21 protein-coding genes, 1 tRNA gene and 2 pseudogenes are annotated in these 26,761 nt (G+C 72.7%); 12 read left to right on the top strand and 12 right to left on the bottom strand.

The genetic code is table 11. The annotated features are described in order from the left end of the window. Window positions 1-1,205 (bottom strand): polysaccharide biosynthesis protein (locus E1165_RS17325; RefSeq protein ID WP_132392706.1); only part of this gene is annotated, 1,205 nt, incomplete at its 3' end. Window positions 1,206-1,319: 114 nt separating this feature from the next. On the opposite strand from E1165_RS17325, the pseudogene E1165_RS17320 reads away from it, so the two are divergent. Both E1165_RS17320 and E1165_RS17315 read left to right on the top strand, forming a co-directional pair. Continuing rightward, window positions 1,320-2,858, top strand: a pseudogene (locus E1165_RS17320) (hypothetical protein); the annotation flags it as partial. Between the two features lie 116 nt (window positions 2,859-2,974). Beyond that, window positions 2,975-3,169: a hypothetical protein gene (locus tag E1165_RS17315; protein ID WP_132269680.1), complete on the top strand. Its 195-nt coding sequence runs from the start codon at window positions 2,975-2,977 to the stop codon at window positions 3,167-3,169. Here E1165_RS17315 and E1165_RS17310 read toward each other — a convergent pair. Continuing rightward, on the bottom strand, window positions 3,154-4,356 hold the full coding sequence (locus E1165_RS17310) for a glycosyltransferase family 4 protein (protein ID WP_132392702.1): 1,203 nt from the start codon (window positions 4,354-4,356) through the stop codon (window positions 3,154-3,156). The two genes, E1165_RS17315 and E1165_RS17310, sit on opposite strands and share 16 nt — an antisense overlap. 87 nt (window positions 4,357-4,443) lie before the next feature. Here E1165_RS17310 and E1165_RS17305 point away from each other — a divergent pair, with 87 nt between their 5' ends. Further along, on the top strand, window positions 4,444-8,724 hold the full coding sequence (locus tag E1165_RS17305) for an alpha-(1->3)-arabinofuranosyltransferase (RefSeq protein ID WP_132392700.1): 4,281 nt from the start codon (window positions 4,444-4,446) through the stop codon (window positions 8,722-8,724). Here E1165_RS17305 and E1165_RS17300 read toward each other — a convergent pair. Next, complete coding sequence (locus tag E1165_RS17300; RefSeq protein ID WP_132392698.1) at window positions 8,616-9,815, bottom strand: acyltransferase; 1,200 nt, start codon at window positions 9,813-9,815, stop codon at window positions 8,616-8,618. The two genes, E1165_RS17305 and E1165_RS17300, sit on opposite strands and share 109 nt — an antisense overlap. A 109-nt stretch (window positions 9,816-9,924) precedes the next feature. On the opposite strand from E1165_RS17300, the gene E1165_RS17295 reads away from it, so the two are divergent. The 3 genes from E1165_RS17295 to E1165_RS30510 all read left to right on the top strand — a co-directional run bounded on the left by E1165_RS17295 (window position 9,925) and on the right by E1165_RS30510 (window position 13,777). Then, entirely contained in the window at window positions 9,925-11,121 is a 1,197-nt protein-coding gene (locus E1165_RS17295) for a DUF3068 domain-containing protein (RefSeq protein WP_132392696.1), read from the top strand. 377 nt (window positions 11,122-11,498) lie between these two features. Continuing rightward, window positions 11,499-12,104 (top strand): DUF6230 family protein, encoded by a 606-nt coding sequence (locus E1165_RS17290; RefSeq protein WP_132392694.1) that lies wholly within the window; start codon window positions 11,499-11,501, stop codon window positions 12,102-12,104. Between the two features lie 80 nt (window positions 12,105-12,184). Further along, window positions 12,185-13,777, top strand: a complete 1,593-nt coding sequence (locus tag E1165_RS30510) for a DUF6114 domain-containing protein (RefSeq protein WP_132392692.1) — start codon at window positions 12,185-12,187, stop codon at window positions 13,775-13,777. Window positions 13,778-13,838: 61 nt separating this feature from the next. Here E1165_RS30510 and E1165_RS17280 read toward each other — a convergent pair whose 3' ends face one another. Continuing rightward, complete coding sequence (locus tag E1165_RS17280; RefSeq protein WP_132392690.1) at window positions 13,839-15,509, bottom strand: DUF885 domain-containing protein; 1,671 nt, start codon at window positions 15,507-15,509, stop codon at window positions 13,839-13,841. 43 nt (window positions 15,510-15,552) lie between these two features. Next, a complete protein-coding gene (locus E1165_RS17275) occupies window positions 15,553-16,158 on the bottom strand; it encodes a hypothetical protein (RefSeq protein WP_132392688.1) in 606 nt (201 codons plus the stop codon). Window positions 16,159-16,307: 149 nt separating this feature from the next. On the opposite strand from E1165_RS17275, the gene E1165_RS17270 reads away from it, so the two are divergent. Beyond that, a complete protein-coding gene (locus E1165_RS17270; RefSeq protein ID WP_207916926.1) occupies window positions 16,308-17,291 on the top strand; it encodes a DMT family transporter in 984 nt (327 codons plus the stop codon). An 18-nt stretch (window positions 17,292-17,309) separates the two neighbouring features. Here E1165_RS17270 and E1165_RS17265 read toward each other — a convergent pair whose 3' ends face one another. From E1165_RS17265 to E1165_RS17255, 3 genes are all read right to left on the bottom strand, one after another. Beyond that, window positions 17,310-18,380: a PHP domain-containing protein gene (locus tag E1165_RS17265; RefSeq protein WP_132392684.1), complete on the bottom strand. Its 1,071-nt coding sequence runs from the start codon at window positions 18,378-18,380 to the stop codon at window positions 17,310-17,312. Between the two features lie 72 nt (window positions 18,381-18,452). Next, window positions 18,453-21,383 (bottom strand): glycosyl hydrolase, encoded by a 2,931-nt coding sequence (locus tag E1165_RS17260; protein WP_132392682.1) that lies wholly within the window; start codon window positions 21,381-21,383, stop codon window positions 18,453-18,455. Between the two features lie 161 nt (window positions 21,384-21,544). After that, complete coding sequence (locus E1165_RS17255; protein ID WP_132392680.1) at window positions 21,545-22,282, bottom strand: M23 family metallopeptidase; 738 nt, start codon at window positions 22,280-22,282, stop codon at window positions 21,545-21,547. Window positions 22,283-22,409: 127 nt separating this feature from the next. On the opposite strand from E1165_RS17255, the gene E1165_RS17250 reads away from it, so the two are divergent. The 4 genes from E1165_RS17250 (at window position 22,410) to E1165_RS17240 (ending at window position 24,338) form a co-directional block, all read left to right on the top strand. Beyond that, the gene (locus E1165_RS17250) at window positions 22,410-22,748 is read left to right on the top strand and encodes a hypothetical protein (RefSeq protein ID WP_132392712.1); all 339 of its coding nucleotides are present in this window, start codon (window positions 22,410-22,412) and stop codon (window positions 22,746-22,748) included. Between the two features lie 73 nt (window positions 22,749-22,821). Further along, a complete protein-coding gene (locus E1165_RS29040; protein WP_165942613.1) occupies window positions 22,822-22,989 on the top strand; it encodes a hypothetical protein in 168 nt (55 codons plus the stop codon). A 118-nt stretch (window positions 22,990-23,107) separates the two neighbouring features. Next, window positions 23,108-23,635 (top strand): tRNA adenosine deaminase-associated protein, encoded by a 528-nt coding sequence (locus E1165_RS17245; protein WP_132392678.1) that lies wholly within the window; start codon window positions 23,108-23,110, stop codon window positions 23,633-23,635. A gap of 208 nt (window positions 23,636-23,843) precedes the next feature. After that, window positions 23,844-24,338 carry a nucleoside deaminase gene (locus E1165_RS17240; RefSeq protein ID WP_132392710.1) on the top strand — a complete coding sequence of 165 codons (495 nt, stop codon included), beginning with the start codon at window positions 23,844-23,846 and terminating at the stop codon, window positions 24,336-24,338. A 37-nt stretch (window positions 24,339-24,375) separates the two neighbouring features. Here the strand turns inward: E1165_RS17240 and E1165_RS17235 are convergent, their stop codons facing one another. From E1165_RS17235 to deoD, 3 genes are all read right to left on the bottom strand, one after another. Beyond that, the gene (locus E1165_RS17235) at window positions 24,376-24,843 is read right to left on the bottom strand and encodes a thioesterase family protein (RefSeq protein ID WP_243704832.1); all 468 of its coding nucleotides are present in this window, start codon (window positions 24,841-24,843) and stop codon (window positions 24,376-24,378) included. Beyond that, window positions 24,840-25,478: a TetR/AcrR family transcriptional regulator gene (locus tag E1165_RS17230; protein ID WP_132392676.1), complete on the bottom strand. Its 639-nt coding sequence runs from the start codon at window positions 25,476-25,478 to the stop codon at window positions 24,840-24,842. The genes E1165_RS17235 and E1165_RS17230 overlap by 4 nt, the downstream gene beginning before the upstream one ends. Before the next feature lie 123 nt (window positions 25,479-25,601). Next, complete coding sequence (gene deoD / locus E1165_RS17225) at window positions 25,602-26,309, bottom strand: purine-nucleoside phosphorylase (protein ID WP_132392674.1); 708 nt, start codon at window positions 26,307-26,309, stop codon at window positions 25,602-25,604. Window positions 26,310-26,384: 75 nt separating this feature from the next. Here deoD and E1165_RS17220 point away from each other — a divergent pair. Beyond that, window positions 26,385-26,471, top strand: a tRNA-Ser gene (locus E1165_RS17220). Between the two features lie 73 nt (window positions 26,472-26,544). On the opposite strand, the pseudogene E1165_RS17215 reads toward E1165_RS17220, so the two are convergent. After that, window positions 26,545-26,761 (bottom strand): annotated as a pseudogene (locus E1165_RS17215) (hypothetical protein); the annotation flags it as partial.

The raw sequence follows: 26,761 nt of genomic DNA, 5'->3' as shown, positions 1-26,761 counted from the left end.
GGCCTGGGCGGGGTGCCCGCTTCATGGCGGATCGTCAACACCCCGGTGGCGACGGCGGTGACCGCCGCCGTCACCAAAGCCGCCCCGGCGATCCCGGCGACGGTGTGCGGCACTCCGGTGGCGACCGCGACGAGGAAGCCGCCGGTGGCCGCCCACAGTGGTGCGGACGCCCACCGGGTCGAGGCAGCGACGCGTGCGTTGACGAGAACGAAGACCAGCGCGTACAGGGCGCCGGTGGCGGCGAACAGTGGCGCGTACCGGCCGTGCGCGGTGTACTCCGGGCCGCCGGCCAGGGCGAAGGCGAGCCCGCCGGCGAGCATGGTGGCCAGCACCAGCACTCCGCCGGCCGCGCCGACCAGCGCCAACGCGATGCGTAGGGTGCGGCGGTCGCCACGGGCCAGCCGGGGAAGGGCGATCACGGTCACCACCTGCGGCGCCCAGAGTGCCCCCTTGGTCAGCACCGTGCCGACGGCGTACGTGCCGGAGGCGTCGGGCGGCAGGAAGCGGCGGGCCAGCAGCAGGTCCGCGTACGAGACGACCAACATGGCCAGGGTGGCACCGCTGGCGGTGAGCACGGTGCGGGTGGCCAGGGTCGGGGCGAGCGGGTCGAAGCCGGCACCCCGGTTGAGGCGGACCAGCAGGGCCAGCACCAGCAGCGAGGTGACCGCGCCCGCGAGCAGGGCACCGGTCAGTCCGCCGCCGAGGGCCAGCCCGGCGATCATGCCGCCGTACCGGCCGGCGGCGAGCAGGGCCATCGCCCCGGCCAGGCGCAAGAACCGCTGGTCGCCCTGGAGTTCCCCAAGCCACCGGCCGGCCGCCACCACTGCCACGGTGAGCACACCGAGCAGCAGCACCGTCGGCGCGGTCAGCCGGAGTTGGACGGCGGCGACCGGGAGGAGCACGGTGAGCAGGGCGGCGGTGACGACCAGAGTGAGAACGGTGGGACGGGCGGCCCGGGCCGGCCCGTGCCGGGCCCGGTGCACGGCGACCGCGATCTGCAACCCGGTGCTGGCCACGCCGCCGATCGCGCCGAGGGCCAGTAGTGTGGCCAGGGCGCTCAGTTCGGCCGGCGGGAGGTGTCGGGCACCGAGCAGCGGCACCACGTACGCCAGGCCGTTGACGAATACGCCGGCCAGCGTGACCGCCACCCCGGCCGCGCCGAGCCCGGCCGCGCGGCCGCGTCCGTCGTCCGACTCAGTTCCCATGACCGTCCCGTGTCGGCGGCTCCGCCACAGCCCGGCGGGCACGCGTACAGTGTCGCCACGCCGGCGACCTCGCCGGGTCAGCCTAGTGAGGAGGTCAACCTGCGGGAGAGGTTGATGCTCGTCGCGACCGGGCTGGCCGTCACCACGCTGGTGTTGGCCCCGCTGGCGGCGCCCGGTTACGTGCTGAGTTACGACATGGTCTTCGTACCGCACCAGCCGTGGCGGGCCGAACTGGTCCTGCCGGGTGAGTCGCTGCCCCGGGCAGTGCCGCTGGACGCACTGGTTTCGCTGGCCAGCCTGGCGGTGCCGGGTTGGCTGCTGCAACGTGTGGTGCTCGGCGCGGTGCTGCTGCTGGCCGCCGTCGGCGCCGGCCGGCTGGTGCCCGCCCGGCATCCCGCCACCCGGGCCGTCGCCGCGGTCGGGTACGCCTGGACGCCGTACCTGGCCGAGCGGCTGTTGATCGGGCACTGGGGGCTGTTGCTGGCGTACGCGGCGTTGCCCTGGCTGGTCGCGGCCGCGATCGCGGTACGCGAGGAGCGGCGGGCGGCGCTGCCGCGGCTGCTGCTCGCCGCCGCGCCGGCTGCCGTCACCCCGACCGGAGGCCTGATCGCACTGGTCACGGTCGCGGTGCTGGTGCCCCGGTGGGGGGCGGCCCGGACATCGGCCGTCGCAGTCGGTGGGGTGGTGTTGCTGAACCTGCCGTGGCTGCTGGCGGCCGGCGTCACGTCGGCCGATGCGCGCACCGACCCGGATGGGGTGGCTGCCTTCTCGGCGCGGGCGGAGAACTGGAGCGGGGTGCTGGGCGCGCTGGCCGGCACCGGGGGGATCTGGAACGCGCAGACCACTCCTGCGAGTCGGTCCTCCCCGTTGGTGCCGGTGGCCACCGTGCTGCTGTTGGCCTCGGCGGCGTACGGCTTCCACGCGTTGCGCGGTCGCTGGCCCGCGCGGGTGGCGGACCGGCTGGTCGGGCTGGCCGCCGCCGCGCTGGTCGCCGCGCTGCTCGGCGCGCTGCCCGGTGCCGTCATAGTGCTGCGGTGGGCAGTGGCATCGGTGCCGGGGGCGGGCGTGTTCCGAGACGGGCAGAAGTTCCTCATGCCGTACGCGCTGCTGCTGGTTGTGGCCGCCGCGTTGGGCGTGGAGCGGCTCGCCGCCCGGGTTGCCACCCGGGGGGCGGTGGCCGGCGCCAGGACTCTCCTGGCTGCGGCGCTGCTGCTGCCGGTGGTGGTCATGCCGGATCTCGCGTTCGGCGTAGCCGGCCGGCTGCGGCCGGTGCGGTACCCGGCGGACTGGGACGTGGTCGCCGGGCGGTTGGCCGGGCAGCGGGGGGAGGTCCTGTCGCTGCCGTTCGGGGCGTACCGGGCATACCCGTGGAACGGGGGCCGCACGGTGCTGGACCCGCTGCCCCGGTACGTCAACGCGGATGTGCTGGTTGACGACACCCTCTGGGTGGGCGCGACGGAGGTGGCCGGGGAGAACCGGCGGGCCGCCGAGGTGGGCCGGCTGCTCGCCGCGGGCGTCCCGGTCAGTGCCATCGGGGTGCGCTGGGTGGTGGTACAGCGGACGGCGGGGGGCCGGCCGGTGGCAGCGGCGGCGCTGAGCGGGCTGCTCGAGGTGTACTCGGGGCCGGAGCTGGCCCTCTACGAGAACCCGGCCACCCGCTCACCAGGCGGCCGTACCGGCCCGTATTGATCGGCCTCGCGGACCTCCCGGTGCCACCTACTTGGTGGTAACGTCCCGCGCACGCAGCTCAGGAGGAGGAAGCAAGCACCATGCGCAGTGCTCTCTCGTTGGTTCTGGTCGCGGTCGCCGCGGTCGCTCTGGGTGCCTTCGGCACGGTGGCGCTCGCCACCACGCTGACCGGTACGTCGGTGTCCGAGGCGGCGAAGGCCGAGCAGGCCGCGCGCACCGAGTCGGGCGGCGGCAATGGCGGCGCGAACCAGCCGCTTGTCTACGGCAGCAAGTAGGACTGCTCCACCGGCTTCACCGGCACCCCCGCCGGCTCGTTCGCGGCCCTCGTTACGAGGGCCGCGAACTTCTCCCCCGAAACCGGCCACGTGAAGCGGGCGGCGTGAGTGCGCGCCGCCTCTCCCATCGTGGTGCGGTAGGCGTCGTCGGTGAGCAGTCGCCGCACCTTGGCCACGAAGTCGTCAACGTCGTCGGCGAGCAAGCCGGTCTCGCCGTCGACCACGGCCTCCTCGACCCCGCCGGCGCCCCGGAACGCCACCGTCGGGGTGCCCACCGCGCCCGCCTCGACGATGGTCAGGCCCCAGCCCTCCTTGAGTGAGGGGGTCAGCGCCACCCAGGCCGCGGCGAGCAGTTCGCGCTTGGCGGTGTCGCTGACGAATCCGGTGAATCGAACCCGGTCGGTGACGCCCAGCTCGGCGGCGAGCTGGCGTAGCTGCGGTTCCCACCAGCCCTGACCGGCGACGGTCAGGGTCAGTCCGGGCAGTTCCTCGCCGAGCCGCGCGAGGGTGTGCAACGCGACCTCGACCTGCTTGTGCGGGACCAGCCGGCCGAGCACCACCAGGGAGGGCCGCAGTGAGCGGGGCACCGGACCGACCGTCATGTCGGGGGTGCCGTTGTGGACGATGGCGACCCGGGCCGGGTCGATCCCGAGGGCGGCCAGTTCATCGCGGGTGGCCGCGGAGACGGTGACGTACTGGCAGCGGCGGTAGACGCGTGGGGCGAGCCAGGACTCGACCCACCAACCGAAGCTGGCGAGCCAGCGGCCCAGCACCACCGGCCACTGCTCCCGATGCACGTGGTGGACCAGCGCGATCACCGGACGGTGGGCGTAGAGCGCGGAGAGAAAGGGCAGGCCGTTACCGACGTCGACGATCAGGTCGGGCCTTCCGCGGTGCCGCCGGCTCAGCGGACCGAGGCCGAGGGCACCGGCCAGGTAGACCAGGGCGGCGCGCAGGTACACCGTGTGCCGGCCGCCTCGGCGCAGCACGCGTACGCCGTCGGCGGTGATCTCCTCCCGAGGGCCCTCGGTGTGGGTGGCGCACAGCAGGGTGGCCCGGTGACCGCGCCGGACGAGTTCCCCGGCGATCCGCTCGACGTAGACCTCCGACCCACCTCCCTCCGGGTTCCGGGTGTCCCTCCAGTTGAGGAACAGTACGTGCCGGGTGGCGGCAGCCGGTGCTTCCAACACTCACTCCTACTGCCGAGTAGTCTTCGCGGTCGCGTCACACTATGGGCTGCGTCACGAAAGCCGCAATGCCCGATCGGAGGCGAGATGTTGCAGTCGCCGGGCCGTCCGGGGTCGGCCGAGGAGCCGGACGACGTGCCGAGCACGGTATGGCGTCTGCGCTTGGTTGCGGTCTGTCTGGCTTTGTCTGCCCTGGCGTTCCTTCAGGACCCGGGTTTGATCGCCATCGACACCAAGGTCGACCTCGCCATCGATCCGGCCGGATGGATGACCCGCGCACTGCACGTCTGGGACCCGGACGGCACCTTCGGCCAGCTCCAGAATCAGGCGTACGGCTACCTCTGGCCGATGGGCCCGTTCTTCCTCGCCGGCAAACTGCTGGCCCTGCCCGCCTGGGTGGTGCAGCGGCTGTGGTGGGCGCTGGTGATGACGGTCGCCTGCACCGGTGTGGTCCGGCTGGCCGAGCGGCTGCACATCGGCACCCCGTGGGCCCGGCTGATCGCCGGCGCCGCCTTCGCGCTCTCCCCGCGGCTGGTCACCGAGCTGGGCCCGATCTCAGTGGAGGCGTGGCCCAGCGCGGTCGCACCCTGGGTGCTCGTCCCGCTGGTCGGGCTGGCTCAGGGCGTGCCGATGCGCCGCGCGATCGCCCGGTCCGCGCTGGCAGTGGCCTGCGCCGGTGGGGTCAACGCCACGGCCGTGTTGGCGGTGGTACCACTGGCCGCGCTCTGGTTGGTCGGCTTGCACCCGCGGCGGATGCGGGTGCAAGCCCTGGTCGCCTGGGGGGCAGCGGTGGGCGCGGCGACCGCCTGGTGGCTCGTGCCGCTGCTGCTGCTCGGCCGGTACAGCCCGCCGTTCCTGGACTACATCGAGACCGCGCCGGTGACCACGGCCCCCACCGACACCACCACCGTGCTGCGCGGCGCGTCGCACTGGCACGCCTACCTCAACGGGGCGTACGGGCCGCCGTGGACGGCGGGCTGGCGGTTGGCCACCGAGCAGCCACTGATCGTTGCCACGCTGGTGGTGGCCGGGCTCGGCATCGCCGGGCTGGCCCGCCGGGGCATGCCGTACCGGCGGTTTCTGGTGACCGGGCTGCTGGTCGGGCTGGCGCTGGTCGGGCTGGGCCACGTCGGGCAGCTCGACGGATTCGGTGCGCAGACCCAGCGCGCCTTCCTCGACGCCGCGGGCGCGCCGCTGCGCAACGTGCACAAGTTCGACGTGGTGCTCCGCCTGCCGCTCGTCCTGGGCCTGGCTCATCTGGTCGGACTGCTGCTGCGGGCCGCTCGTACCGGGGACCGGCCCGAGCTGGCGGGCCTGCTGCCACGCCTGCTCCAGCCGGTTCGCCTCCGCGCCGGCCTGGTCACCGGTGCGGCCCTGGTGGCGATGGCCGCTGTGGCCTCGCCAGCGCTCGCCGGCGGTCTGGCTGCCCCCGGCGGCTTCCGCGACGTCCCCGGCTACTGGCACCAGGCGACCTCCTGGCTCGACCGTACCGTCGGCGACGAACGGGTGCTGGTGGTGCCCGCCGCCCGGTTTCCCCGCTATCTCTGGGGTAGCCCGAGCGACGAGATCACTCAACCGTTGCTGGAGAAGCCGTGGGCGGTACGCAGCTCGGTGCCGCTCACCCCACCCGGCACCATCCGGCTGCTCGACACCGTGGAGTCCGCACTCGCCAACGGCCAGGGCTCGCCCGGTCTGGCCGACCTGCTCGCCCGCTCCGGCGTGCGGTACCTGCTGCTTCGCTCCGACCTCGACTACGGCCGCAGCGGCGCGACCCAGCCCGTGGTGGCCCGGCAGGCGCTGCTGCGCTCGCCCGGCATCGTTCCGGTCCGGGGTTTCGGACCGGTGGTCGGCGGCGGTCGGCTGCCCGGCAACTTCGTGGACCACGGTCTGGACGTGAAGGTCCGGGCGCTGGAGGTCTTCGAGGTGAGCCGCTCGGTCGACCCGGTCGTCGCGTACGACGCCGACGACGTGACCACGGTGGTCGGTGGGCCCGAGTCGCTGCTGCCGCTGGCCGCCTCCGGGCAACTCACCGACGCGCCGACGGTGCTCGCCGGTGACCGCCCGGCCGAGCTCGGCAACGGCCCTGTCACGTTCACCGACGGCCTGCGCCGCCGCGAGGTCGCCTTCGGACAGCAGCACGACAACGCCTCGGCCACCCTGACCGCCCGCGACCGGCCCCAACTGGACGCCCCGGCGCGGGACTACCTGCCGGACTGGGGCGACGAGGCGTCGACCGTGGTGCGGTACCTGGGAATCGCAGGAGTCTCCGCGTCCAGTTCCTGGTCGCAGGCGCAGCCGTTGGGTGGCGGGCGCCCCGAGTACCAGCCGTACGCGGCCGTCGATGGCGACCTGAGCACGTCCTGGCGGTCCGCGCCGGGAACGCTGGCACCCGGCCAGTGGTTCGAGCTGGAACTGGAACGGCCGCAGGTGGTCCGGCAGGTCCGGATCACCTTCGACACCGGCGCCGACTCGCTGCCCACGAAGGTGACCGTCACGGCCGGCCGGCAGCAGACCACAACGGAGACTTCGGGGCGTCTCCTGGACGTTGCCCTGCCCGACGGTTACCCGACCCGGGTCGTCCGGGTCACCGTCGAGCAGGTCTTCGACGTCCGGGCCGGCTTCGGTGGGGTGGGTATCGCCGAGTTGGCCATCCCCGGGGTGCAGGCCGCCCGTACCCTCGTGGTGCCGGCCGCGCCGGCCACCGGTGTACCCGCCGCGGCGGTGTTCAGCGCCGCCCCGTCCGTGCCTGCCTGCGTCTTCGACGAGGGGCAGCCGATCTGCGACGGCGGGCGGGTCCGCAACTCCGAGGACAGCGACAAAATCGACCGGACCGTGCAACTGCCCATCGCTGCCGGCTACCAGATTGGGCTGCGGGCCCGGCCACGGCCGGGAGCAGCGCTCAACGCGTTACTCGACGCCGGTGGTGCGGCGGCAGTGACCAACGGGGTCACCCCGACCGTCGCCGCGTCCACGGTGGGCGTGCCCGACCCGGCCGCCCGGCCCGGCACCGTGGTCGACGGGGACGCCTCGACGGCCTGGTACGCCGCCGACTCCGACCGGCAGCCGTGGCTGCGGTTGACCTGGCCGAAGGCGCGCACCATCACGGGCCTGCGGATGACCCTGCCACCGACCGCGGCGGCGGCCCGCCCGTGGCGGGTCACCGTGATCGGTGACGAGGGCATGCGCGGCGGGGTGCTCGACCAGGACGGCACGCTGCTGTTCGACCGGCTGCTCCGCAGTGACGAGATCACCGTGTTGATCTCGGACGTCGTTCCGGCCCAGTCATACGACCCGTACCGCCGACTGAGCCAGAACCTGCCGGTCGGGGTGGGGGAGCTTACGGTACTGCCGGCCAACCGGGTGACTCGGGTCGACCCGTTGAAGCGGGTCGCGCTGCCCTGCGGCAGCGGCCCGACCGTGCTGGTGGCCGGCGAGGAGCGCCGCACCACGCTGATGGCCAACCGCCGGGACCTGCTGGAGCAGCGCGAGGTCAATGCGCTGCTCTGCGGCGATGCGGCAAAGGAACCGGTGCGGTTGACAGCCGGCGAGAACCGGGTGCTGGCAACCGGGAACCGGCTCGCGGTGCCGACCCAGCTCACCCTCACCCCGCTGGGTGTGGTAGCCGGAGGAGCAGCGGGTGGCGTCGACGAGCCGGTGGCCACCCGGACGGCACTGCGCATCGACGAGTGGTCCTCCACCCGCCGGGTGTTGCACCTCAGCGGTCACGCCGAGCGGCAGGTGCTGGCGCTGCGGGAGAATGCCAACGCGGGTTGGGTGGCCACCGCCGGTGGGAAAGAACTCATCCCGTTCGTGGTGGACGGCTGGCAGCAGGGCTGGCTGGTCCCGGCCGGGTACTCCGGGCGGGTGGAGCTGCGCTTCGCCCCCGACGGCGGGTATGTGCTGGCGCTCGGTGCCGGCGCGGTGCTGCTCGCCGGGGTCGCGCTGCTGGCGGTGCTGCCGTCACGGCGTGCCGGGGGTCCGGTGCCCGGGTTCGCCCGCCGCCGGCGGGGCCGGTTCCTGGCCGCGTTCGTCGGCGGCGGGGCGTTGCTGCTGGTGGGCGGCCTGGCAGCGGTCGGTGTGGCGTTGTTGGTGTTTCTCGGCGTGCTCGCCGGACGGGCGTTGGAGCCGCATCTGCACCCGCCGGACCGGCGCGGTATGCACCGGCTGCGCCGGGCGACCGTGCGCTGGCTGCCGGTTGCGTCCTTCGCGGTGGCCGGGTGGTACGCGGCGACCCGGGGTGGGCACACCGCCTGGCTGCCTCAGTTGGCGGCGGTCGCCACTGCCACGGTCCTCTGGCTCTCACTGGTGTTGCGGCGCTGGCGTGGCCACCGGTGGCCCCAGCGCTGGAAAGGGCGCTCCACCGCGTAGTAGCTCAGCGCTGCGAGGACCAGCCCACCGGCAACGGTCAGGGCGAAGGTGCCGAGCGGGTCGCCGGTGAACTCCGGCCGGTCGTCGATGAGGTAGATCGCCTCCAGCACCAACGGGTGCCAGAGGAAGAGCCCGTATGACACTCGGCCGAGCCACCGTCCGAGGATGCTGTCGAAGATGCCCTTGGTGCGGGTCTGCGGACCGAACGCGACCGGCACGATGAGCATCACCGCGACGACCGCGTAGAGCAGCAGCTTGGTGCCGAACTCGGCGGCGGTCGGCTCGGCCAGGTCGCGCGGGCCCGTGACCGGGGTGGTGGCGACGGCGAGCGCGCTGAGGGCGATCGTCCAGCAGGCCAACGGGGCGCGGCCGAGGTCGTCGAGCCACCGCCAGCGTTCGCCCGTGCCAATGCGCAGCGCGACGTGCGCGCTGGCCAGGGCCATGCCGACGCCGAACCAGCCGGCGTACGACGGCAGCCACATGGTGTGCAGGCCGAGACTGAGCACGCCTGTGCCCATCAGCGCCACCCAGCCGCCGGTCACCACCAGCGCGGCCAGCGCGATTCGGGCCACCCCGTCAGGGCGGTGACGCCGGCCCAGCAGCAGCGCGGCGAGCACGGGCAGGATCAGGTAGTAGCTGACCTCGGTGGCGAGGCTCCAGGTCTGGCTGATTCCGTGCTTCAGCTGCCCGTGCTGGTAGATCTGCGTGAGCGTGGCGTGCCGCAGCCAATCGGCGATGGTGGCGTCCCGGTTCTGCGGCAGGATCAGCAGGCAGACCACCACGGCGACCCAGTACGCGGGCAGAATCCGGGTGGCCCGCCGCCACAGGTACCTTCCGGTCCCGGGTGGACGCTGGTACGTTGCGTGCGCGTGCGCGTACGGCCGGAACAGCAGGAAGCCGGAGAGGACGAAGAACACGGCGACACCGACGTCGAGCCGGGACAGCCAGGCGCCGGTGAAGGTGTCGCCGGCGTTGCGTCCGGTGGCGAATCCGACGTGGTGCCCGACGACGGCGAGCGCTCCGATCACCCGTACCGCGTCGAGCGCGGGCAACCGCCGGAGAGCGTGGTCGGGAATCGGAGCAGACATCATCCGTCCAGAGGGTCGCGGGAATAAGTAACCCGGGAGTAACGTGCGGCCCAGTTTTGCAGACCCGAACGCTCGCCGGACACCGGCTGACCGTCTTTGTTGGGGAGGATCAGTGAAGGCTCGCCTGGGTGCCGTGTTGTTCGGCATAGGCGTCGCGTCTCTCGCGTTGGCCGCGGGAACGGCATACTACGTGGCTCCGTCGGTGACGAAGCTGCCGTACGACCTGACGTTCTGCAATCCCGACAACCAGCCGGACGGCTGCTTGAAGGCGAGCGTCGCGGTTGCCGAGAACGCGACGTTCATGCAGGTCATCGATGGCAAGCCGACGATCCAGACCGGTGCCCTGAAGGCCACCACCGAGGTGGTCCCGCAAGCCTCGACCACGGAGAAGGAGATGACCGGCGACCTGGCCGGTGAGGCGGTCGTCTGGCAGGCGTACGGTCGAGTGATTCGTACCGACAACGGCTCGGACGTCAGCCTGTACTCGGCGGAGTTGGCGCTCGACCGGGAGACCGCTGCGGCCCGGAAGTGGGACAAGCAGTTCCTCGACACCGACGGTCCGGCGGGTGAAGACGACTCGGTGGAGTTCCAGGGGCAGACCTACAAGTTCCCCTTCCACGCGGAGCGGAAAGACTACGAGTACTTCGACCGTGACCTGCGCAAGGCACTGCCGATCAGATTTGACGGCACGGAGCGGGTCAAGGATGTCGAGGCGTACCGGTACGTGCAGGTCATCCCGGAGACGGATCTGGTCGTGGCGGAGGGTTCGCTGACCGCGCTGGCTAACGCTCTCGCGCCGGGCGCCACCACCGGCAAGGTCACCTACAGCAACACCCGGACCATCTGGGTCGAGCCGACCAGCGGCAACTTCGTGAAGGTGCGAGAGCAGCAGAAGAAGAACTTTGTGCCGGATCAGGGTGGCACGGTGACCCTGCTCGACGCGGACTTCGCCTACGACGACGCCACCATCACCAACAGCGTGAAGTCGGCCGGGGAGACCCGGGACAAGCTCCGGCTGATCAGCCGGACGCTGCCCATCGCCGTGGCGGTCCTCGGTGGTCTGTTGTTGATCGTCGGCCTGTGGCTGATCGTCGCCGGCCGCCGGTCCGCTGCCGACGCCCGGCTCCGGGCGGACGCTGCCTCGACGGCGGTCGACGCGTCGACCCGGCAGGAGAAGCCGGTGACGGACGAGCGGCCGGGCGGCCCGTTGTCCGACGAGATTCCGCCCGCGTCGACGAACTGGCGTATGGAGGACGAGCCGGCGGCACCGGCGCAGCGGACAGCGTCGGACGAGGCCGAGAAGCGCTGACAGCACGGCAGCGCGCGTGAGGGGCGAGTCGTTCGCGACCCGCCCCTCACGCGTTACCGAAGTACCCTGTGTGCCCCGTTACGGAATCGTAATGTGTCTATGGCTGGTCGCGGAGAGTGACAAAGGTCGATCGAAAACACCCTATTCGTCGCCTTGGTCCTGGAGATGTGGCGCGCCGGCTGCTGGCTGTCCGTGCCCGACCGGGGCGGCGTCGTCCGCTCGAGGGTGCCGAGCCACGCGTGAGGTCTTGTGACCTACGCCTCAGTGGGTGCACCATCAGGCGGCACCTCGTTACTCGCCGGTAACAGATGTTCCGGCCCGGCCGGCATCCTCCCCCCGGCCCCGCGACGACGTACCCCCCCAGCCAGGAGGAACCCGTGCAGGATCGGCTCGACAACCCGGGGTGTACCCGGTGGCGGCGTTTCGCCGCGATGATGGTGCCCGCGGCCGCCGCCGTCGGCGTCATCCTGTTCGGCATGCAGTCCGGCGCGATCGCGGCCGACATCACCGTCTCCGGCCAGACCTTCAAGATTGCCGCCGACCGGCTCGAGGGCGACGGCTTCAGGCAGTTCGGCGGCATCGTCAAGGAGAAGGACGGCAGAAACCACCCGGTCGCCCTCTCCGAGATCGACAGTGCCGAACTCCACAAGCTCTGCCAGTCGGTCCGTGCCGACCTGCCCGGCCTGCCTGTGGTGCTCACCATCCACGCCGGCGACGACGAGCCGGCCACCGCGAAGAACCTGCTGATCGCGATGGACACCCTGGAGGGCAACGCCTCCTTCACGAACATCAATATCGGCCGGGACGCGTCCGACCTGAACCCGACGGCCCAGGCCGGCTCCTTCGGCCAGAGCAGCGAGAAGGTCAGCATCACGGGGCTGCGGCAGGTGTCCCGCTACACCACCGCGGCCACCTTCAACCTGACCGGCCTGCGCCTGAAGGTCAACGTCGGAGACGACGCCAAGGGCAAGGAGTGCTTCTGAGGTGACCGTGATCCGCGACGGGCGACCGCCGCGGACCCACACACCGCCTCCCCCGTCCCTCGCTCCGCCAGGAGGAGTACGTGACAACCGCCGAACCGCAGCACACCCCCGCCGGTGGCCTCGGCCGGGCGTGGCGCGGGTTCCGCCGCTGGCAGCGGAACCGGCCGTTCTGGGGCGGCCTGCTCACCGCGCTGGCCGGGGTGGAGATGTTCGCCTCCACCAAGATGACGATCGACGGGTTGAGTTTCTCCAGCGGGCCCACCGGCCTCTATTCGCTGTTGATCCCGGCCATCCTGCTCACCTGCGGACTGCTGCTCTGGCTCAGTCCGGCGCAGCGGCTCTTCTACTCGATCGTCGCGGCGATCACCACGATCTACTCGCTGATGGGCCTCAACCTCGGCGGATTCTTCGTCGGCCTGCTGCTCGGCCTGGTCGGCAGCGCGCTCGGCTTCGCCTGGACGCCGGGCCGACCGGCGGCCACCGGCTCCGCCGAGGGACAGGCCGGTACGGGTTCCGCCGAGGGACATACCCCGATCGGCTCCGCCGCCGGTGAGCCGGCCGGGTCCGAGCCCGGTGGCGAGCCGTACGCCGGGGAACGCAGCCTGCTGGACGATCTCATGCCGGCCGACACCGGGGCCACGCCCCGGTCGCCGGACGGACTGCCGTACACCGGGACGGGCGAGCCGGTGGCGACCCCGGCCCGGGTGCCGGCCGTGCCCCGCGACGCGGCCCCCGCCGGCCGTGGCGCCACCCCGGCCGAACCGTCGGGCGGTGCGCCGGACCCTGGCCGGTTCGCGGTGGCACTGGTGGTGCTCGGGCTCGTCGTGGGCGGGCCCGTCGCGGTCCGGCCATCGTCCGTGCAGGCCGCGTCGACGGTCCCCACCCCGTCGGCGAGCGCCTGCGCGAAGCCCGGCCGGGCGGCCACCACCTCCGCGTCGCCCCGCCGCGGCGCGCCACCCACGACGCCGACGGCCAGCCCCAGCCCCAGCGGGTCGCCGGGGTCCACCGGGGACACCACCGACCCGATCAGCGACTTCCTCACCCGGGTCGGGGACTTCTTCACCGGCGGCCGGAACCGGACCGAGCCGACCGCGAGCCCGTCAGCCGGCCCGACACCGTCCACGACGCCGGCCGCCACCCCCGGCGTCGCCCCGAGCCGCCGGGCTGCGGGCTGCGCCCCGGCGAAGCGGGACCGGCCCGGGAAGGTGGCGCCCGGAAAGCTCATGCCCCGCATCGCTCCGGATCCGGACCAGCCGAAGGTGGCCGTCAGGCCGTCCACACTGACCGGTTCCAAGGTCACCATGACGGGGCTGCGGTTCGAGGGCATCGTCGACCTGCCGACCGACAGCGGCTCGCTGAAGGCGCTCAAGTTCAGCATGGCGGAGGCGGTCACCGACGACTTCAAGCTGGTCGCGGACGGCCCGGCGGGCCGCGCCCAGCAGTACGTGACCGACCGGCTGACCGTGCGGGGCGACGTGGCGTTCTACGCCGCCCGGTTCTCCGGCAAGCTGCTCGGCATCCCGGTCACCCTGACCCCGGACCTGCCGTTCCCGGACGGGATCCCGATCACCTCGCCGATCCCGATCAGTTTCACCGATCCGGTGATGGAACTGGCCTTCGTCGACTGCGACACGCTGACCGCCGTGCCGGCCCTGCGGCTCAGCGTGCCCTGACCTCCGTCCCACCACCACGGTGCCGGGGGCGGGTCGTCCCGCCCGCCCCCGGCACCACAGCTCAGATGCGGGCCAGCGCCTTGCGCAGTGGGTCGAGCCCGAGCGAGCCGAGGTCCAGCGCCTGCCGGTGGAACTCCCTGAGGTCGAAGTCCGCGCCCTTGCGGGCCTTCGCCTCGTCCCGGGCCTGGAGCCAGATCCGCTCGCCCACCTTGTACGACGGCGCCTGCCCCGGCCAGCCCAGGTAGCGGTTCAGCTCGAAGCGCAGGTTCTCGTCCGGCACCCGGCAGTGCGCCCGCATGAACTCCCAGCCCAGCTCCGGCGTCCACCGTTCACCCGGGTGGAAGCCGAACGGGTTGTCCTTCGGGATCTCCAGCTCCAGGTGCATGCCGATGTCGACGATCACCCGGGCGGCGCGGAACGCCTGCCCGTCGAGCATGCCCAGCTTGTCGCCCGGATCCTCCAGGTAACCCAGCTCGTCCATCAGCCGCTCCGAGTACAGCGCCCAGCCCTCGCCGTGCCCGGAGACCCAGCAGAGCAGCCGCTGCCAGCGGTTGAGCAGCTCGGCCCGGACCGCCGTCTGCGCCACCTGGAGGTGGTGACCGGGCACGCCCTCGTGGTAGACGGTGGTCACCTCCCGCCAGGTGGAGAAGTCGGTGATGCCCGGCGGCACCGCCCACCACATCCGCCCGGGACGGGAGAAGTCCTCGCTCGGGCCGGTGTAGTAGATCGCGCCGTCGCTGGTCGGCGCGAGGCAGCACTCGATCCGCCGGACCTGCTCGGGGATGTCGAAGTGGGTGCCGTGCAGCTCGCTTATCGCCTTGTCGGCCAGCGCCTGCATCCAGTCCCGGAACGCCTCCTTGCCCTGGATGGTCCGGGCCGGGTCGGCGTCCAGCGCCGCCACGGCCTCGTCGATCGTCGCGCCGGGCCCGACGATCTTTCCGGCCACCGCCCGCATCTCGGCCTCCAGGCGGGCCAGCTCCGAGAAACCCCAGGCGTACGTCTCGTCGAGGTCGACCTTCGCGCCGAGGAAGTACTGCGAGGCCAGCTCGTACCGTTCCCGACCGGCGGCCTGCTTGTCGCGCCCGAGAGGGGCCAGTTCGGTGCGGAGGAACTGGCCGAACTCCGCCGTCGCGGCGGTGGCGGCGGCCGCGCCCCGGCGCAGCTCGGCGCCGAGCGTGCCGTCCTCGCCGAGCCGCTCGACCAGGCCGTGGAAGAAGTTGTCGCCGTTCGGGTCGGTCCAGGTGTCACACTGCTTGGCCACCTCGGCCAGCTGCACCTTCGAGCTGACCCGCCCGGCGGAGGCCGCCTCGCGCAGTGTGGACTTGTAACCCTCCAGGGTGGCGGCGAACCGGTTGAGCCGGGCGGCGACGTTGGCGTGTGCCGCCTCGCCCTCGGTGGGCATCAGGTCGAAGACCATCCGGATCTCGTGCAGCCCGCTGGTGATCACGCTGATCTCGCTGGTCACCTCGCCGGCCTCGTAGCGGGCCAGCTCCAGGCCGAGCCGCTCCTGCATGGCCTCCTTGGCGATCCGCTCCGCCTCCGACTCCGGCTCGGTCACGTCCAGGTCGGTCAGCGTGCGCCGGGTCAGCTCGGCCCTGGCCTCGTAGCCGGCCGGGGAGAGGTCGTCGAGCTGGTCGTCGTAGCCGGCGATCCCGACGTAGGTGGCGCCGGTCGGGCTCAGCGGGGCCCAGTCGGCCACGTAGCGGTTGGCGAGGTCATCGATTCGTCCCACGCTGCGACCCTACGTGACCCACCGGCCCGGGTGTCGACCGTGTTTATCCGGTTCCGGGTAGCAGCCGAGCCGGGGAGAAGTCGATCGGGAAGGGCGTCCGGACGCGCAGCCGCTGCCTGCCCACCGCCCGCGCCGCGACCGCCCAGCCGACCCCCTCGGTACGCCGGAACAGTTCCGCCACCATCCGTTCGGGACGCCGGTCCAGCTCCACCCGGAGGAACCACGGGATGCCCGCCCCGGCGCAGTGGCGGCGGCGGTCCACGGGACCGCGCCGGACGCCGCGCCGGACGAACTCCACCGCCATCAGGCAGAGCGCGGCCGGCACCCAGCGTTCCTCCTCGTCGGTCGCGGGCAGGGTGTGCAGGACGGTCACGTCCGGCTGGATCCAGCAGGTCGGCGAGAAGGTCAGCGCGACCCGGCCGAGGACGTGCCGCCCGGCCGCCTCGGCCGCCGGGACGAACGCGCTGGCCAGGCCCGCCATGGCGATGCTCTCGGTGGCCGGTGGGAACGGGGTGACCATCAGCCGGCCGGCCACGCACTCGTGCCGGGCGCCGGCCAGTTCACCGATTCGCAGGTGGCGCTCGGCCCGCCGGACCGTCCACCCGCCGTCCAGGTCGGGCACTGGCTCCGCGACGCGCGTCGGCAACATCAACCGCGACACCTCCCTGTGGACCAACGACGGGGGAGAGCCGGGGTTCCGCGCCCGGCCGGACGCGCACCGGTGGGGTTGCTGTGGCGGTGGACACGGCGGCCGGATACCGCGGGACTTCGTCGTACCCCTGCGGCAGAGTGTCAGGGGTGACAGCCGAGATCACTCCTGACAAGGCGCCGCTGCGCAGTTGGCTGCCGGGCTTCGTCGCGCTCGCTGCGATCTGGGGTTCGAGTTTCCTCTTCATCAAGGTCGGGGTCGAGGAGTTGCATCCCCTGCACCTCACCCTCTACCGGGTCACCACCGGCGCGGTCACCCTGCTGGCGGTGCTCGTCGTGCTGCGCGACCGGCTGCCCCGGGAGCCCCGGGTCTGGGCACACCTGGCGGTGGCCGCCGCGTTCGGGGTGGCCGTCCCGTTCACCCTCTTCGGCTACGGCGAGCAGCGGGTCGAGTCGATGCTCGCCGGCATCTGGAACGCCGCCACCCCGCTGATCGTGCTGCCGCTGGCGGTGCTGGTCTTCCGTACCGAGCGACTCACCGTGCGCCGGGCGGTCGGGCTCGGGCTGGGCTTCGTCGGCGTGCTGGTGGTGCTCGGCGTGTGGCAGGGCGTCGGCGGGGCGCACTTCGCCGGCCAGCTGATGTGCTTCGGGGCGGCCGCCTGCTACGGCGTAGCCATCCCGTACCTGAAGAAGTTCCTCGGCGGGACCGGGTACTCCGGCCTGTCGCTGTCGGCGGCGCAGTTGCTCGTCGCGACGGCGCAGCTCGCGGTGGTGGGCCCGCTGGTGGCCGGGGCGCCGCCGGTGCCGACGGGCCTCTCGTGGCCGGTGGTGGCGAGCGTGGTCGCGCTCGGCGCGCTCGGTACCGGCCTGGCCTTTGTGATCAACATGCACAACATCCGGGTCGCGGGGGCGAGCACCGCGTCCACCGTGACGTACGTGATTCCGGTCTTCGCGGTGCTGGTCGGTGCGCTGGTGCTCGACGAGCGGCTCACCTGGCACCAGCCGGTCGGCGCGCTGGTGGTGCTGCTCGGCGTCGCGGTGGCGCAGGGCCTGCTCGGCCCGCGTCGCGCGCCGGAGGTCACCGCCCCGACCGCCATCGAGCCCGCCGCCGCCGAACCCGCCGTGCGGCGCTGACTGCCCGCCGCGGGCCGGTCACCGGCGGGTACGCGCCCACCTCACCAGGCGGTCGGCCTTCCAGGTGTTGACCACCCGGTCGGCGGGCACGCCGCACAGTGCCGCCCGTTCGCAGCCGAAGCGCTGCCAGTCGAGCTGGCCCGGGGCGTGTGCGTCGGTGTTGATGGCGAATCGGCAGCCCGCCTCCAGCGCGCGTCGGATCAGCCGCTTCGGCGGGTCCTGCCGTTCCGGCCGGGAGTTGATCTCGACAGCCACGCCGCGCTCGGCGCAGGCGGCGAAGACGGCGTCCGCGTCGAAGTCGCTCTCGGCCCGGGTACGCGGCCGGTGCGCCCGGTCGCCGGGCCCCTTCACCCCGGCCGGGCGGGACGCCACCAGCCGGCCGGTGCAGTGCCCCAGGATGTCCAGGTGGGGGTTGGTCACCGCGGCCAGCATCCGGCGGGTCATCTTCGCCCGGTCGTCGTTCAGACCGCTGTGTACCGAGCCGACCACCACGTCGAGCCGGGCCAACAGCTCCTCGTCCTGGTCGAGCGAGCCGTCGGCGAGGATGTCGACCTCGACGCCGGTGAGGATGCGGAAACCCTTCGGCAGCGCCGCGTTGACCGCCGCCACGTGGTCGAGCTGCCGGCGCAGCCGGTCGGCGGTGAGCCCTCGGGCCACCTTGAGCCGGGGCGAGTGGTCGGTCAGCACCAGGTACTCGTGGCCCAGCTCCACGGCGGCGAGCGCCATCTCCTCGATCGGTGACCCGCCGTCGGACCAGTCGGAGTGGGTGTGGCAGTCTCCGCGCAGCGCATCCCGCAGCGCGGTCGCCGCCGCGTCCAGGTCGGTGCCCTCGGTGGCGACCAGCCGGCGCAGGTACACCGGCTCCTCCCCGGTCAGCGACTCGGCCACGCACCGGGCGGTGACGTCGCCGACGCCGGCCAGTTCGGTCAGCTTCCCGGTGCGGACCCGTTCGGCCACCTCCTTCGCCGGCAGCCCGGCCAGCGTGTTCGCCGCCGACCGGAAGGCCCGCACCCGGTAGGTGGCCTCGTTGGCCCGTTCCAGCAGGAAGGCGATCCGGCGAAGGTCGGCGACAGGGTCCCGCGCGGTCATGACCTGCAACCTACGCGCCCGCGCCGCCGGCCGGGACGAGGCCGGCGGCGGGCCGGTGGTGGCGCGTCCGGATCAGGCGTACGGGAGCGTGACGAGCGACTGGTCGCCGATGCCGAGAGTGGTCGGGTTGGCGCCGATGGCGGACCAGACCTCCAGCTTCACGGTGCCGTTCGACAGGTTGCCCAGCGAACCGGTCGAGGTGAGCAGGCCGGCGCTCTGGGTGTAGTGCTCGTAGCCGGGGAGCGGGTCGGTGGCGAAGTAGCGGTAGGTCTCCACGCGTTCGACGGTGCCGTCGCCGGTCAGGTCGTAGGAGACCCGGGCCTGCACCCCGTTGCCGACCGCCTGGCCCGCGTCGAGGAGCAGGTCGAACGTGGTCTGCCCCCCGGCGTACGGCATGGTCAGCCCGGTCGCGGTGAACACCAGCGGGGTGTGGGGTGTGCCGTCGTGGTTGACGCCGCCGGCGCTGGCCACCGCGGCGGTCGACCGGGTGCCGGCCGCCGCGAGCCCGCCGCCGGGCCGCAGGTACCGCGTGGGCGAGATGCCCGGCGGGGTGCTGCCGGTCGGGCTCGGTGACGGGCCGGTCGGGGTCGAGGTCGGCGACGGGCCGGTCGGGGTCGGTGACGGGCTGGTCGGGCTCGGGGCGACGCCACCGTTGGCGCTGCCGCCGATCCAGGTGTACGCCCCGGTGGTGGCGGTCCTTCCGGCGGCGACCGTGAGGCGGGTGCCGTCGGAGAAGGTGACCGTCAGCGGCGCGGCGGTGATGTTGCTCGCCACGTAGGTGCGGGCGCCGTCGCGGGTGAACACCGCCGCCAGCGGATGGTTGGCGGTGACCCCGGTGTCGACCTGGCCCAGCGCGGCCAGGTTGCGGATCCAGTGGAACGTGTGGGCCCGGCTCTCGCCTTCCTCCGGGGTGTATCCGGGATTGGCGCGCAGTTCGGCCAGTGCCGCGTTCGGGTCGCCGAGGGCCAGGAACTGCCAGTGGATGTCCTGCCAGACGGTCGGTGAACCGCCGTTGTTGCGGACCAGTTCGGCGTAGTTGGTCCTGTTGTACGCCGGGTCGTGGCCCAGGTACAGGTGACCGCCGGTGATCGGGAGCATGTTGATGCCCTGGATCATCTCCGGTTCGGCGCTGAACCAGGTGGCGTACGCGGCGCCGTCGCCCCAGACCATGCCGACCGTGGAGTGCCCGAACGCCGCCGGGAAGTTCTCGTCGTCGGCGTCGAACCAGTACTCCCGGATCGCCGCCGCCTGCGTGGCGTACATGAAGACGCCGGCGTCCCGGACGGCCGTGTCACCGGTCGCCTGCCCCCACTGGATCAGGGCGCTGGCGAAGTTCATCCCCTCCGACGAGGACTCCTGGTTGTTGCCGGCGTGGAACGAGCCGTGCCCGGAGGCCCAGTCGTGTCCGGCGTAGATGTCGAAGTCGCGCAGGTAGGGGAAGCGGGTGTCGGCGCGGCTGTAGTTGTTGGCGTCCCGGATGAGCAGGTCGACCATGCCGCCGTACCGCGCGTCGGACGCCCATGCCGGGTCGAACTTGGCCAGGGTGGCGGCTGCCGCGATGAAGTAGCCGTAGTGGAAGTGGTGGTCGTTGAGTTCCTGGTCGGACCCGTACGAGGCCGGGTAGCCGATAAGGGCACCCCAGTTGCGGTCGTAGTAGAAGAGCCGGGCGGTCTCGCCCGGGGTCGCCGTGAACCAGTCGGTGAGCGTGCCGCGGATCGCGTTGAGCGCGGCGGTACGGGTCTGCGTGTCGCCGACCAGGTCGGCGATCTCGGCGATCCGGGCGGCCCGGCCGAGACCCTTGCCGATCCAGTAGGTGTCGCCGCCCCGGGCGTCCATCGGGTTGCCCCGCACGGCCGTGAGTTCTTCCCTGAGCTGGGCCAGGTCGGCCCCGGCGCCGGTGCCGACGGCGGGCAGTTCCGGCAGTACGCCGCGGAACGCCATCGAGGTGCGGAAGTCGTTCACACCGGTGAGGATCTTCATCCGGCCTCGGGGTGAGGGGTAGCTCTGCCCGAGCGGGGTGGCGCCGGTGAGGGCCTTCCACTGGTGCGGGTAGAGGCTCACCACGGTCTGGCTGGTGCTGCCCTCCTTCCGGTCGGTGGTGACGGTGTACGTCGTGGTGACCCGGCTGCTGACCTGGTCGTACGAGTAGGCGACCCGGGTTCCGGTGACGTGCGCGTGGGCGTACCGGCCGTAGCTGGCCGCCAGGTTCGCCCGCGCGGTGGCGTCGGTGTTCGCCGTGGTGGGCAGCAGGGCGAGCGAGAAGTAGCCCTTGCCGGCCAGGGCGGAGGTGAGGCGTCCCCCGGAGACGGCCCAGGTGGCACCGGTAGGGGCGTAGGCGACGTAGTCGTGGCCGTTGACGCGGAACCCGATCGTGGGTCCGTTGTGGGACCAGATCGTGGGGTTGCCGGCGGTCGGGCTGATGGTGGCGTGGCCGCCGCTGGTCTGGAAGTAGGTGAACGGCAGGCCGTGGCCGATGGTGGCGCGCATGGTGCGGGCGCCGTCGTTCCAGTACGGGCTGACCGTCCAGTCGGTCCAGCCGTCGACCTTGACGACGGGGGCGCCGAGACCGGCCACTCCCACCCGGAAGTCCTCGGCGTACGCGTACTTGTACTCGCCGACGCCGGTGGCGGTGCCGGTGATGGTGGGGGTGGCCGTGGCCGAGAAGCCGAGCCCGTCGCCGAACGTCTGGTAGGAGAGCGGGTGCGCGTGCAGCGGTTCGCTGTACGCGCAGTTGGTCTTCTTCCACAGCAGGGACGACCACCAGTCATTGGTGGGGATCGGCCCGGCCGGCGCGTTGGCGGTGGCGAACTGTCGCGGGTTGGTGGACATGTCGCCGCAGCCGGCGGGGAGCGGCCCCACCCGGTCGGTGGTGTAACTGCCCGCGCCGACGGCGGCGGCTTCGGCGGTGGGGGCGGTGACGGTGAGGCCGCCGACGAGAACGGCGAGGGCGGTGGTGGTGGCGAGGGCCCAGGGGAGCCGGCGGTGTGGGACGGGAGGTGTCATGGTGCCTCCAGCGCAGGTGCCGGCGGGGACCGGCTGGCGCGGTTCGTCGGTATACGGGGGATTTATTGCGTGTGAGAGCGCTCTCTTTGACGCGGACGTTAATCCAGTTCGACGACCTTCGTCAATGTGTCGAGCAGATGGCGCGATCCGTCGCGCCCCGCTCAGTCGCTGCCCGGTGCCCCTGGGCAGCCGTGTTCACGTTCCCAGGCGGTCACCTCGGCCACCGGCGACCGGTTGCCGCCTGCGCGCCACGAGTCCAGGTACCTCGCCGGCCAGACCACCCCGCGCCGGATCCACCAGTCGTCGTGGCCGCCGCACCTGGGCGACAGGCCGAAGTGGAGGTGGCAGACGCCGTTCGCGTTGCCGGTCCTCCCGACGCTGCCCAGCCGCTGCCCGGCCCGTACCCGTATCCCGGCGTCCACGCCCGTGCTGATCTCGCTCAGGTGCGAGCCGTAGTAGCGCACCCCGTCGTCACCGAGCAGCGACACCGACAGCCCGCCGTTGTGCGGGCCGCGCGGCCCCCGCCGGTCGAACCGGTCGACCCGGCTCACCTCCAGGACCGTCCCGTCCGTCACCGCCACCACCGGCTCGCCGCAGTCGGCGAAGATGTCCGTGCCCGGGTACGCCGAGTGGGTCGGGTGGTAGGCGACCTTCGCCGCCCGTACCGGAAAGACCCGCCGCGCCGGCTCCCGACCCGGCGATGGCGCGGCGGACGCCGGGGACGCCGTGGGCGGCGCCGGCCGCGCGGCCGGCGCCGCCACGTCCGGTCCGTCCCACACCGCGGTCGGCGGCGGGGGCGGCCGCCCACCCGCGCAACCGACCAGCAGCGCCGGGGCGAGCAGCAGCAGGACCCGGTACGCCGGACGCGCGCGACGGCGGCCGGTCGATCGTGACGACATCCGGCCATCCTGGCAGACCGCTACGGTGGGACGGTGCCCCGAGACGCACCGGGGTCCGCGGACGGGAGCAGTGACGGTGAACGACGGTCAGCCCGCGTACCCCGCCGAGCCGGCGGCCGGCCAGTTCCTGACGCGTACCCCCTCGGGGCTGTTCCCCTCCGGTCCGCCGTACCGGCCGGTCTGGCGGGAACCGCACCCGGTGACCGGCCCCGGGGTCGCCGCCGGAGCCGCCCTCGCCGCCGCCTGGCTGCTGCTCTTCGGCCTCCTCGGCCGGGACGTGCCCGGGTATGCCTGGTGGACGGTGGTCGCCGGCGCGCTCGCCTGGGCCGCAGCTCTCGTGCTGGTCCGGTACGGCGACCGGGGCGTGGCAACCGGCGTGGCGATCGTCACCGCGGGTGGTTGGAGCATCGCCTTCGCGATCGTCGTCGTGCGGTGGGCCACCAGTTCGAACTGGCCGATGTGGTGACACCACGTGCATGATCAACTGCATTCCGAACACCATCTTGACGTACTGGCTGTGACTGGGGACGCTTTCCGGTATGGCCTGGACCACCCCGCGGCTCGACCCTGAGCGCAGCCGTCGCCGCCTGCAGATTCTTGCCGAGCTGGCGGGAGCCCGCGCGGTACGACAGCGGGAGCGGCCGCAACGGGAGCGGACAGAACGGCTGCGGCAGCTGATCGCGACCCGCCGCCGCGTCGCCGGCTGAGCCGACTTTCGCAGGAATGGCCGGCCCTTCGGGGCGTTGACCGGTTGCCTGCCGACCCGACCGGTTAACGTGCACGCGTAACGAGTCGGCGAGCTGTGCCGAGGTCATTGGGGGAACCGTGTCGTACTTCGCTGCCGCCGTGGTGCGCGTCGAGGGCGGCTGGACCGCCTCCGAGGTGAACCTGCGGGGCGCCACCGACGTCGACGAGGTCGCAGACCGGCTGCGCGACGTCGAGCCGGACGCCGACCTCTCCCTGCTCTTCGTCGAGGCCGACGACACGTACCTGGTGATCCTGCGCCTCGACGAGGGCGAGGACCTGCGGATCTTCGGCTCCGACTCGGCGTACGCCGAGGAGTCCCGCCTGGGCGCGTTGCTCGTCGGCGACCTCAAGACCTCGGTCACCGGCCTGGAGGAGATCGACGAGCCCCGGCCGGCAGCCGCCGGCGGCGGCGAGAGCGAACAGCCCGCGGTCGACCCGGAGGCCGACCCGGTCGGTGACGCCGACATCCTCGCCGACCTGGGCATCCCCGCCCAGAAGCTGCTGCGGCTCTGCGCCCACGAGGGGATGCTCCCGGCCGACGTCACGGCCGAGGTGTGCCTGGTGCTGGGCTGCGCCGACGAGGTCGAGGACCTGCGTGAGGTCTGAGCCGTCCCCGGCGGGCGGGCCCGAGCTGCCCGGCGGCGGATCACCGCTGGCGGGCGCCGCCGAGCCGGTCGACGCCACCGACCCGGCCCTGGAGACCGTACGCCCCGGGCAGCCGACCCCGGGCGCGGTCGGGCGGGTCGGCCCCGGCGCCGACGAGTGGCTGGCCGAGCCGGACGGGTCGGGCCGCCGGCAGCGGCACGAGCTGTGGATGCGCCGGGCGCTGGAGATCGCCGTCACCGGCCCGGAGCCGCACGCCGTCGACGGCGCCGGTGACGCGCCCGGTGCCGCCCTGCGGGCGGACGGCGGGAGTGGCGTGCCGGTCGACGACGTGCCGGTGGGGGCGGTGGTCTACGGCCCGGACGGCGCCGAGTTGGCGATCGGGCGCAACGAGCGTGAGCTGACCGGGGATCCGACCGCCCACGCCGAGGTGCTGGCGCTGCGCCGGGCCGCCGCCCGGCTCGGCCGCTGGCGGCTGGACGGCTGCACCCTCGTGGTGACGCTGGAACCGTGCACGATGTGCGCGGGCGCGCTGGTGCTGGCCCGGATCTCGACCGTGGTCTTCGGGGCCTGGGAGCCCAAGACCGGGGCCGCTGGGTCGCTCTGGGACGTGCTGCGCGACCGGCGGCTCAACCACCGCCCCGAGGTCTACGGCGGGGTCCTGGAGACGGAGAACGCCGCCATCCTGCGCGCCTTCTTCCGCTGACCGCGCCGGCCTCCCCGCGTCGGCCGACCGGCGATGCTCAGTCCGAGGTGGGGGCGGGACGCAGCAGGGTGGCGGCGACCGCGCGGGCGGCGTCGGTCCACGCGGTTGGCCGTAGGGTCGCCGGATCGAGCCGGACGATCGCCCGCCGGCCCTCGGCGTGCACGACGCGGCCGTCCGGCGAACGGAACTGGAAGCCGTACTCGGCACTGCTGGTGCCGAGGTGTTCGAGCCAGAAGTGCACCGCCACCGGCCCAACCGCCGTGATCGGCGCCCGGAAGGTGATGGCGAACTCGCGGACCGCGTGGAACACGTCGGGGGCGCTGGCCGATCCGCGCTGGAAGGAGATCCCGCGGGCGGCCCAGTACGGGGTCAGCGCGCGTTCCAGCAGCACCGCGTACCGGGCGTTGTGCAGGATGCCGACGGCGTCGAGGTCGTCGAAGTGCACGGTGACGTGCTCGACGTGACCGAACGCGACGGCGGGCGGGGCGATGGCGGTGTGGGTCACGAGAGACCTTCCGGTAGCAGGGTGGGATCCGGGCACAGCGCCCGAAGACGGTCCAGCAGGCTCTGGCGGGCGTGCCGGTAGGCGGCATCCGGGTCCATCAGCCGCGAGCGCATCGCGGCGGCGATCCCGAGCGCGTCGATCTCGTAGGCCAACAGCGGCACGTCGGTGCCGGCGGGAAGCTCACCGGCGTCCACCGTCTCCCGGACGAGCCGTTCGAGGAACGCGGTCCACCGGCCGAACACCTCGGCGAGCCGGTCCCGGACCGGGCCGGGGCGGGCGTTGTACTCGAAGTCCGTGCTGGCGAAGAAGCAGCCTCCGGGAAGCACCCGGGCGGCGTAGAAGTCGATCCGGGCCTGGTGCAGCGCCCAGAGTCGCCGTACGCCCGCCGGGGCGCGCAGGCCCGGCTCGACGATCCGCTCCTGCCACTGCTCGACGGCCCGGTCGACGGTGGCGAGCTGGAGCGCCTCCTTGGACCGCCAGTGCGCGAAGAGGCCGGACTTGCTGACGCCGAGGATGCCGGCGAGGCGGGCGAGGGAGAGGCCGTCCAGGCCCACCTCGGTGGCCAGCACCACGGCGGCGTCCAACGCGGCGCTGCGGGTCCGATCGCCCCGCGCGAGGCGTCCGTCGACTGTCATGGGCAGAGGCTAATAAATAAGCACGACCGGTCGTATAGTTTTCTGGGGTGACCGTCGTCACTCTCCTACAATCGCAGCCGCCCCACCGTCTCCTGCGACGGTGGGGCGGCGTGGTCGGTCGGCTCAGGCGACGACCGTGTCGAGCGCGATCTCGACCATCTGACCGAAGGTCTGTTCACGCTCCTGCGACGTGGTCTTCTCGCCGGTCTTGATGTGGTCGCTGACGGTCAGGATGGTCAACGCCCGCGCCCCGAACCGGGCCGCGATCGTGTAGAGCGCGGCGGACTCCATCTCGACGGCCAGCACCCCGTAGTCGGCGAGGGTGTCGTAGAGGTCCGGCCGGTCCGTGTAGAAGGCGTCCGCAGCCAGGACCGAACCGACCCGCATCGTGATGCCACGACCCTGCGCCACGTCGACCGAGGTACGCAGCAGCCCGAAGTCGGCCACCGGGGCGTAGTCGACCAGGCCGTCGAACCGTACCCGGTTCATGTTCGAGTCGGTGGACGAACCGATCGCCGCGACCACGTCACGCAACCGCAGATCCTCGGCGAGGGCCCCGCAGGAACCGACCCGGATCAGCGTCTTCACGCCGTACTCGTTGATCAGTTCGTGGGCGTAGATGGAGGCCGACGGCATGCCCATGCCGGAACCCTGGACGGACACCGCCACGCCGTTCCACCGGCCGGTGAAGCCCAGCATGCCCCGGACCGTCGAGTAGCACGTGGCATCCTCGAGGTAGGTCTCCGCGATCCACTTGGCCCGCAGCGGGTCGCCCGGCATCAGGACCCGCTCGGCGATCTCTCCCGGCTTCGCGCCGATGTGCGTACTCATGGCGAAGATCCTGCCAGGCCGGCCTCGCCGACACCGGTTCGGCACCCGGACCCGGGGTCATGTACCCTACTCGGCGGTGGCGTGTCCGAGTGGCCTAAGGAGCACGCCTCGAAAGCGTGTGAGGGTTTACGCCCTCCGCGGGTTCAAATCCCGCCGCCACCGCTCACGAAACGCGACAACGCCCGGCAGGTCCGCGAGGACCGGCCGGGCGTTGTCGCTTCTGCTCTGCGAGCGGTCAGCCGCGGGTGGGTGCGTCGAGGTGTTGGCCGAGCAGGTTTTGGGTGATGATGCCTTCGGTGACGGCTCGTTGGCCGGCGTAGCAGGTCCAGCGGAATCCGGTGTTGTCGAGGCCGGTGCATCCGCCGGCGATGTTGCCCTGGTCGTCGACGAACATGTGTTTGGCGTTGGTGTGGTCGGTTGCCGTGTTCTGGGGGGTGGGCTTGGTCTTCTTC

The organism is Micromonospora sp. KC723 (assembly GCF_004348595.1).
GTDB lineage: Bacteria > Actinomycetota > Actinomycetes > Mycobacteriales > Micromonosporaceae > Micromonospora.
Note: the sequence above shows the minus strand (reverse complement) of the source record. Positions and strands in the feature narration are given on the sequence as shown.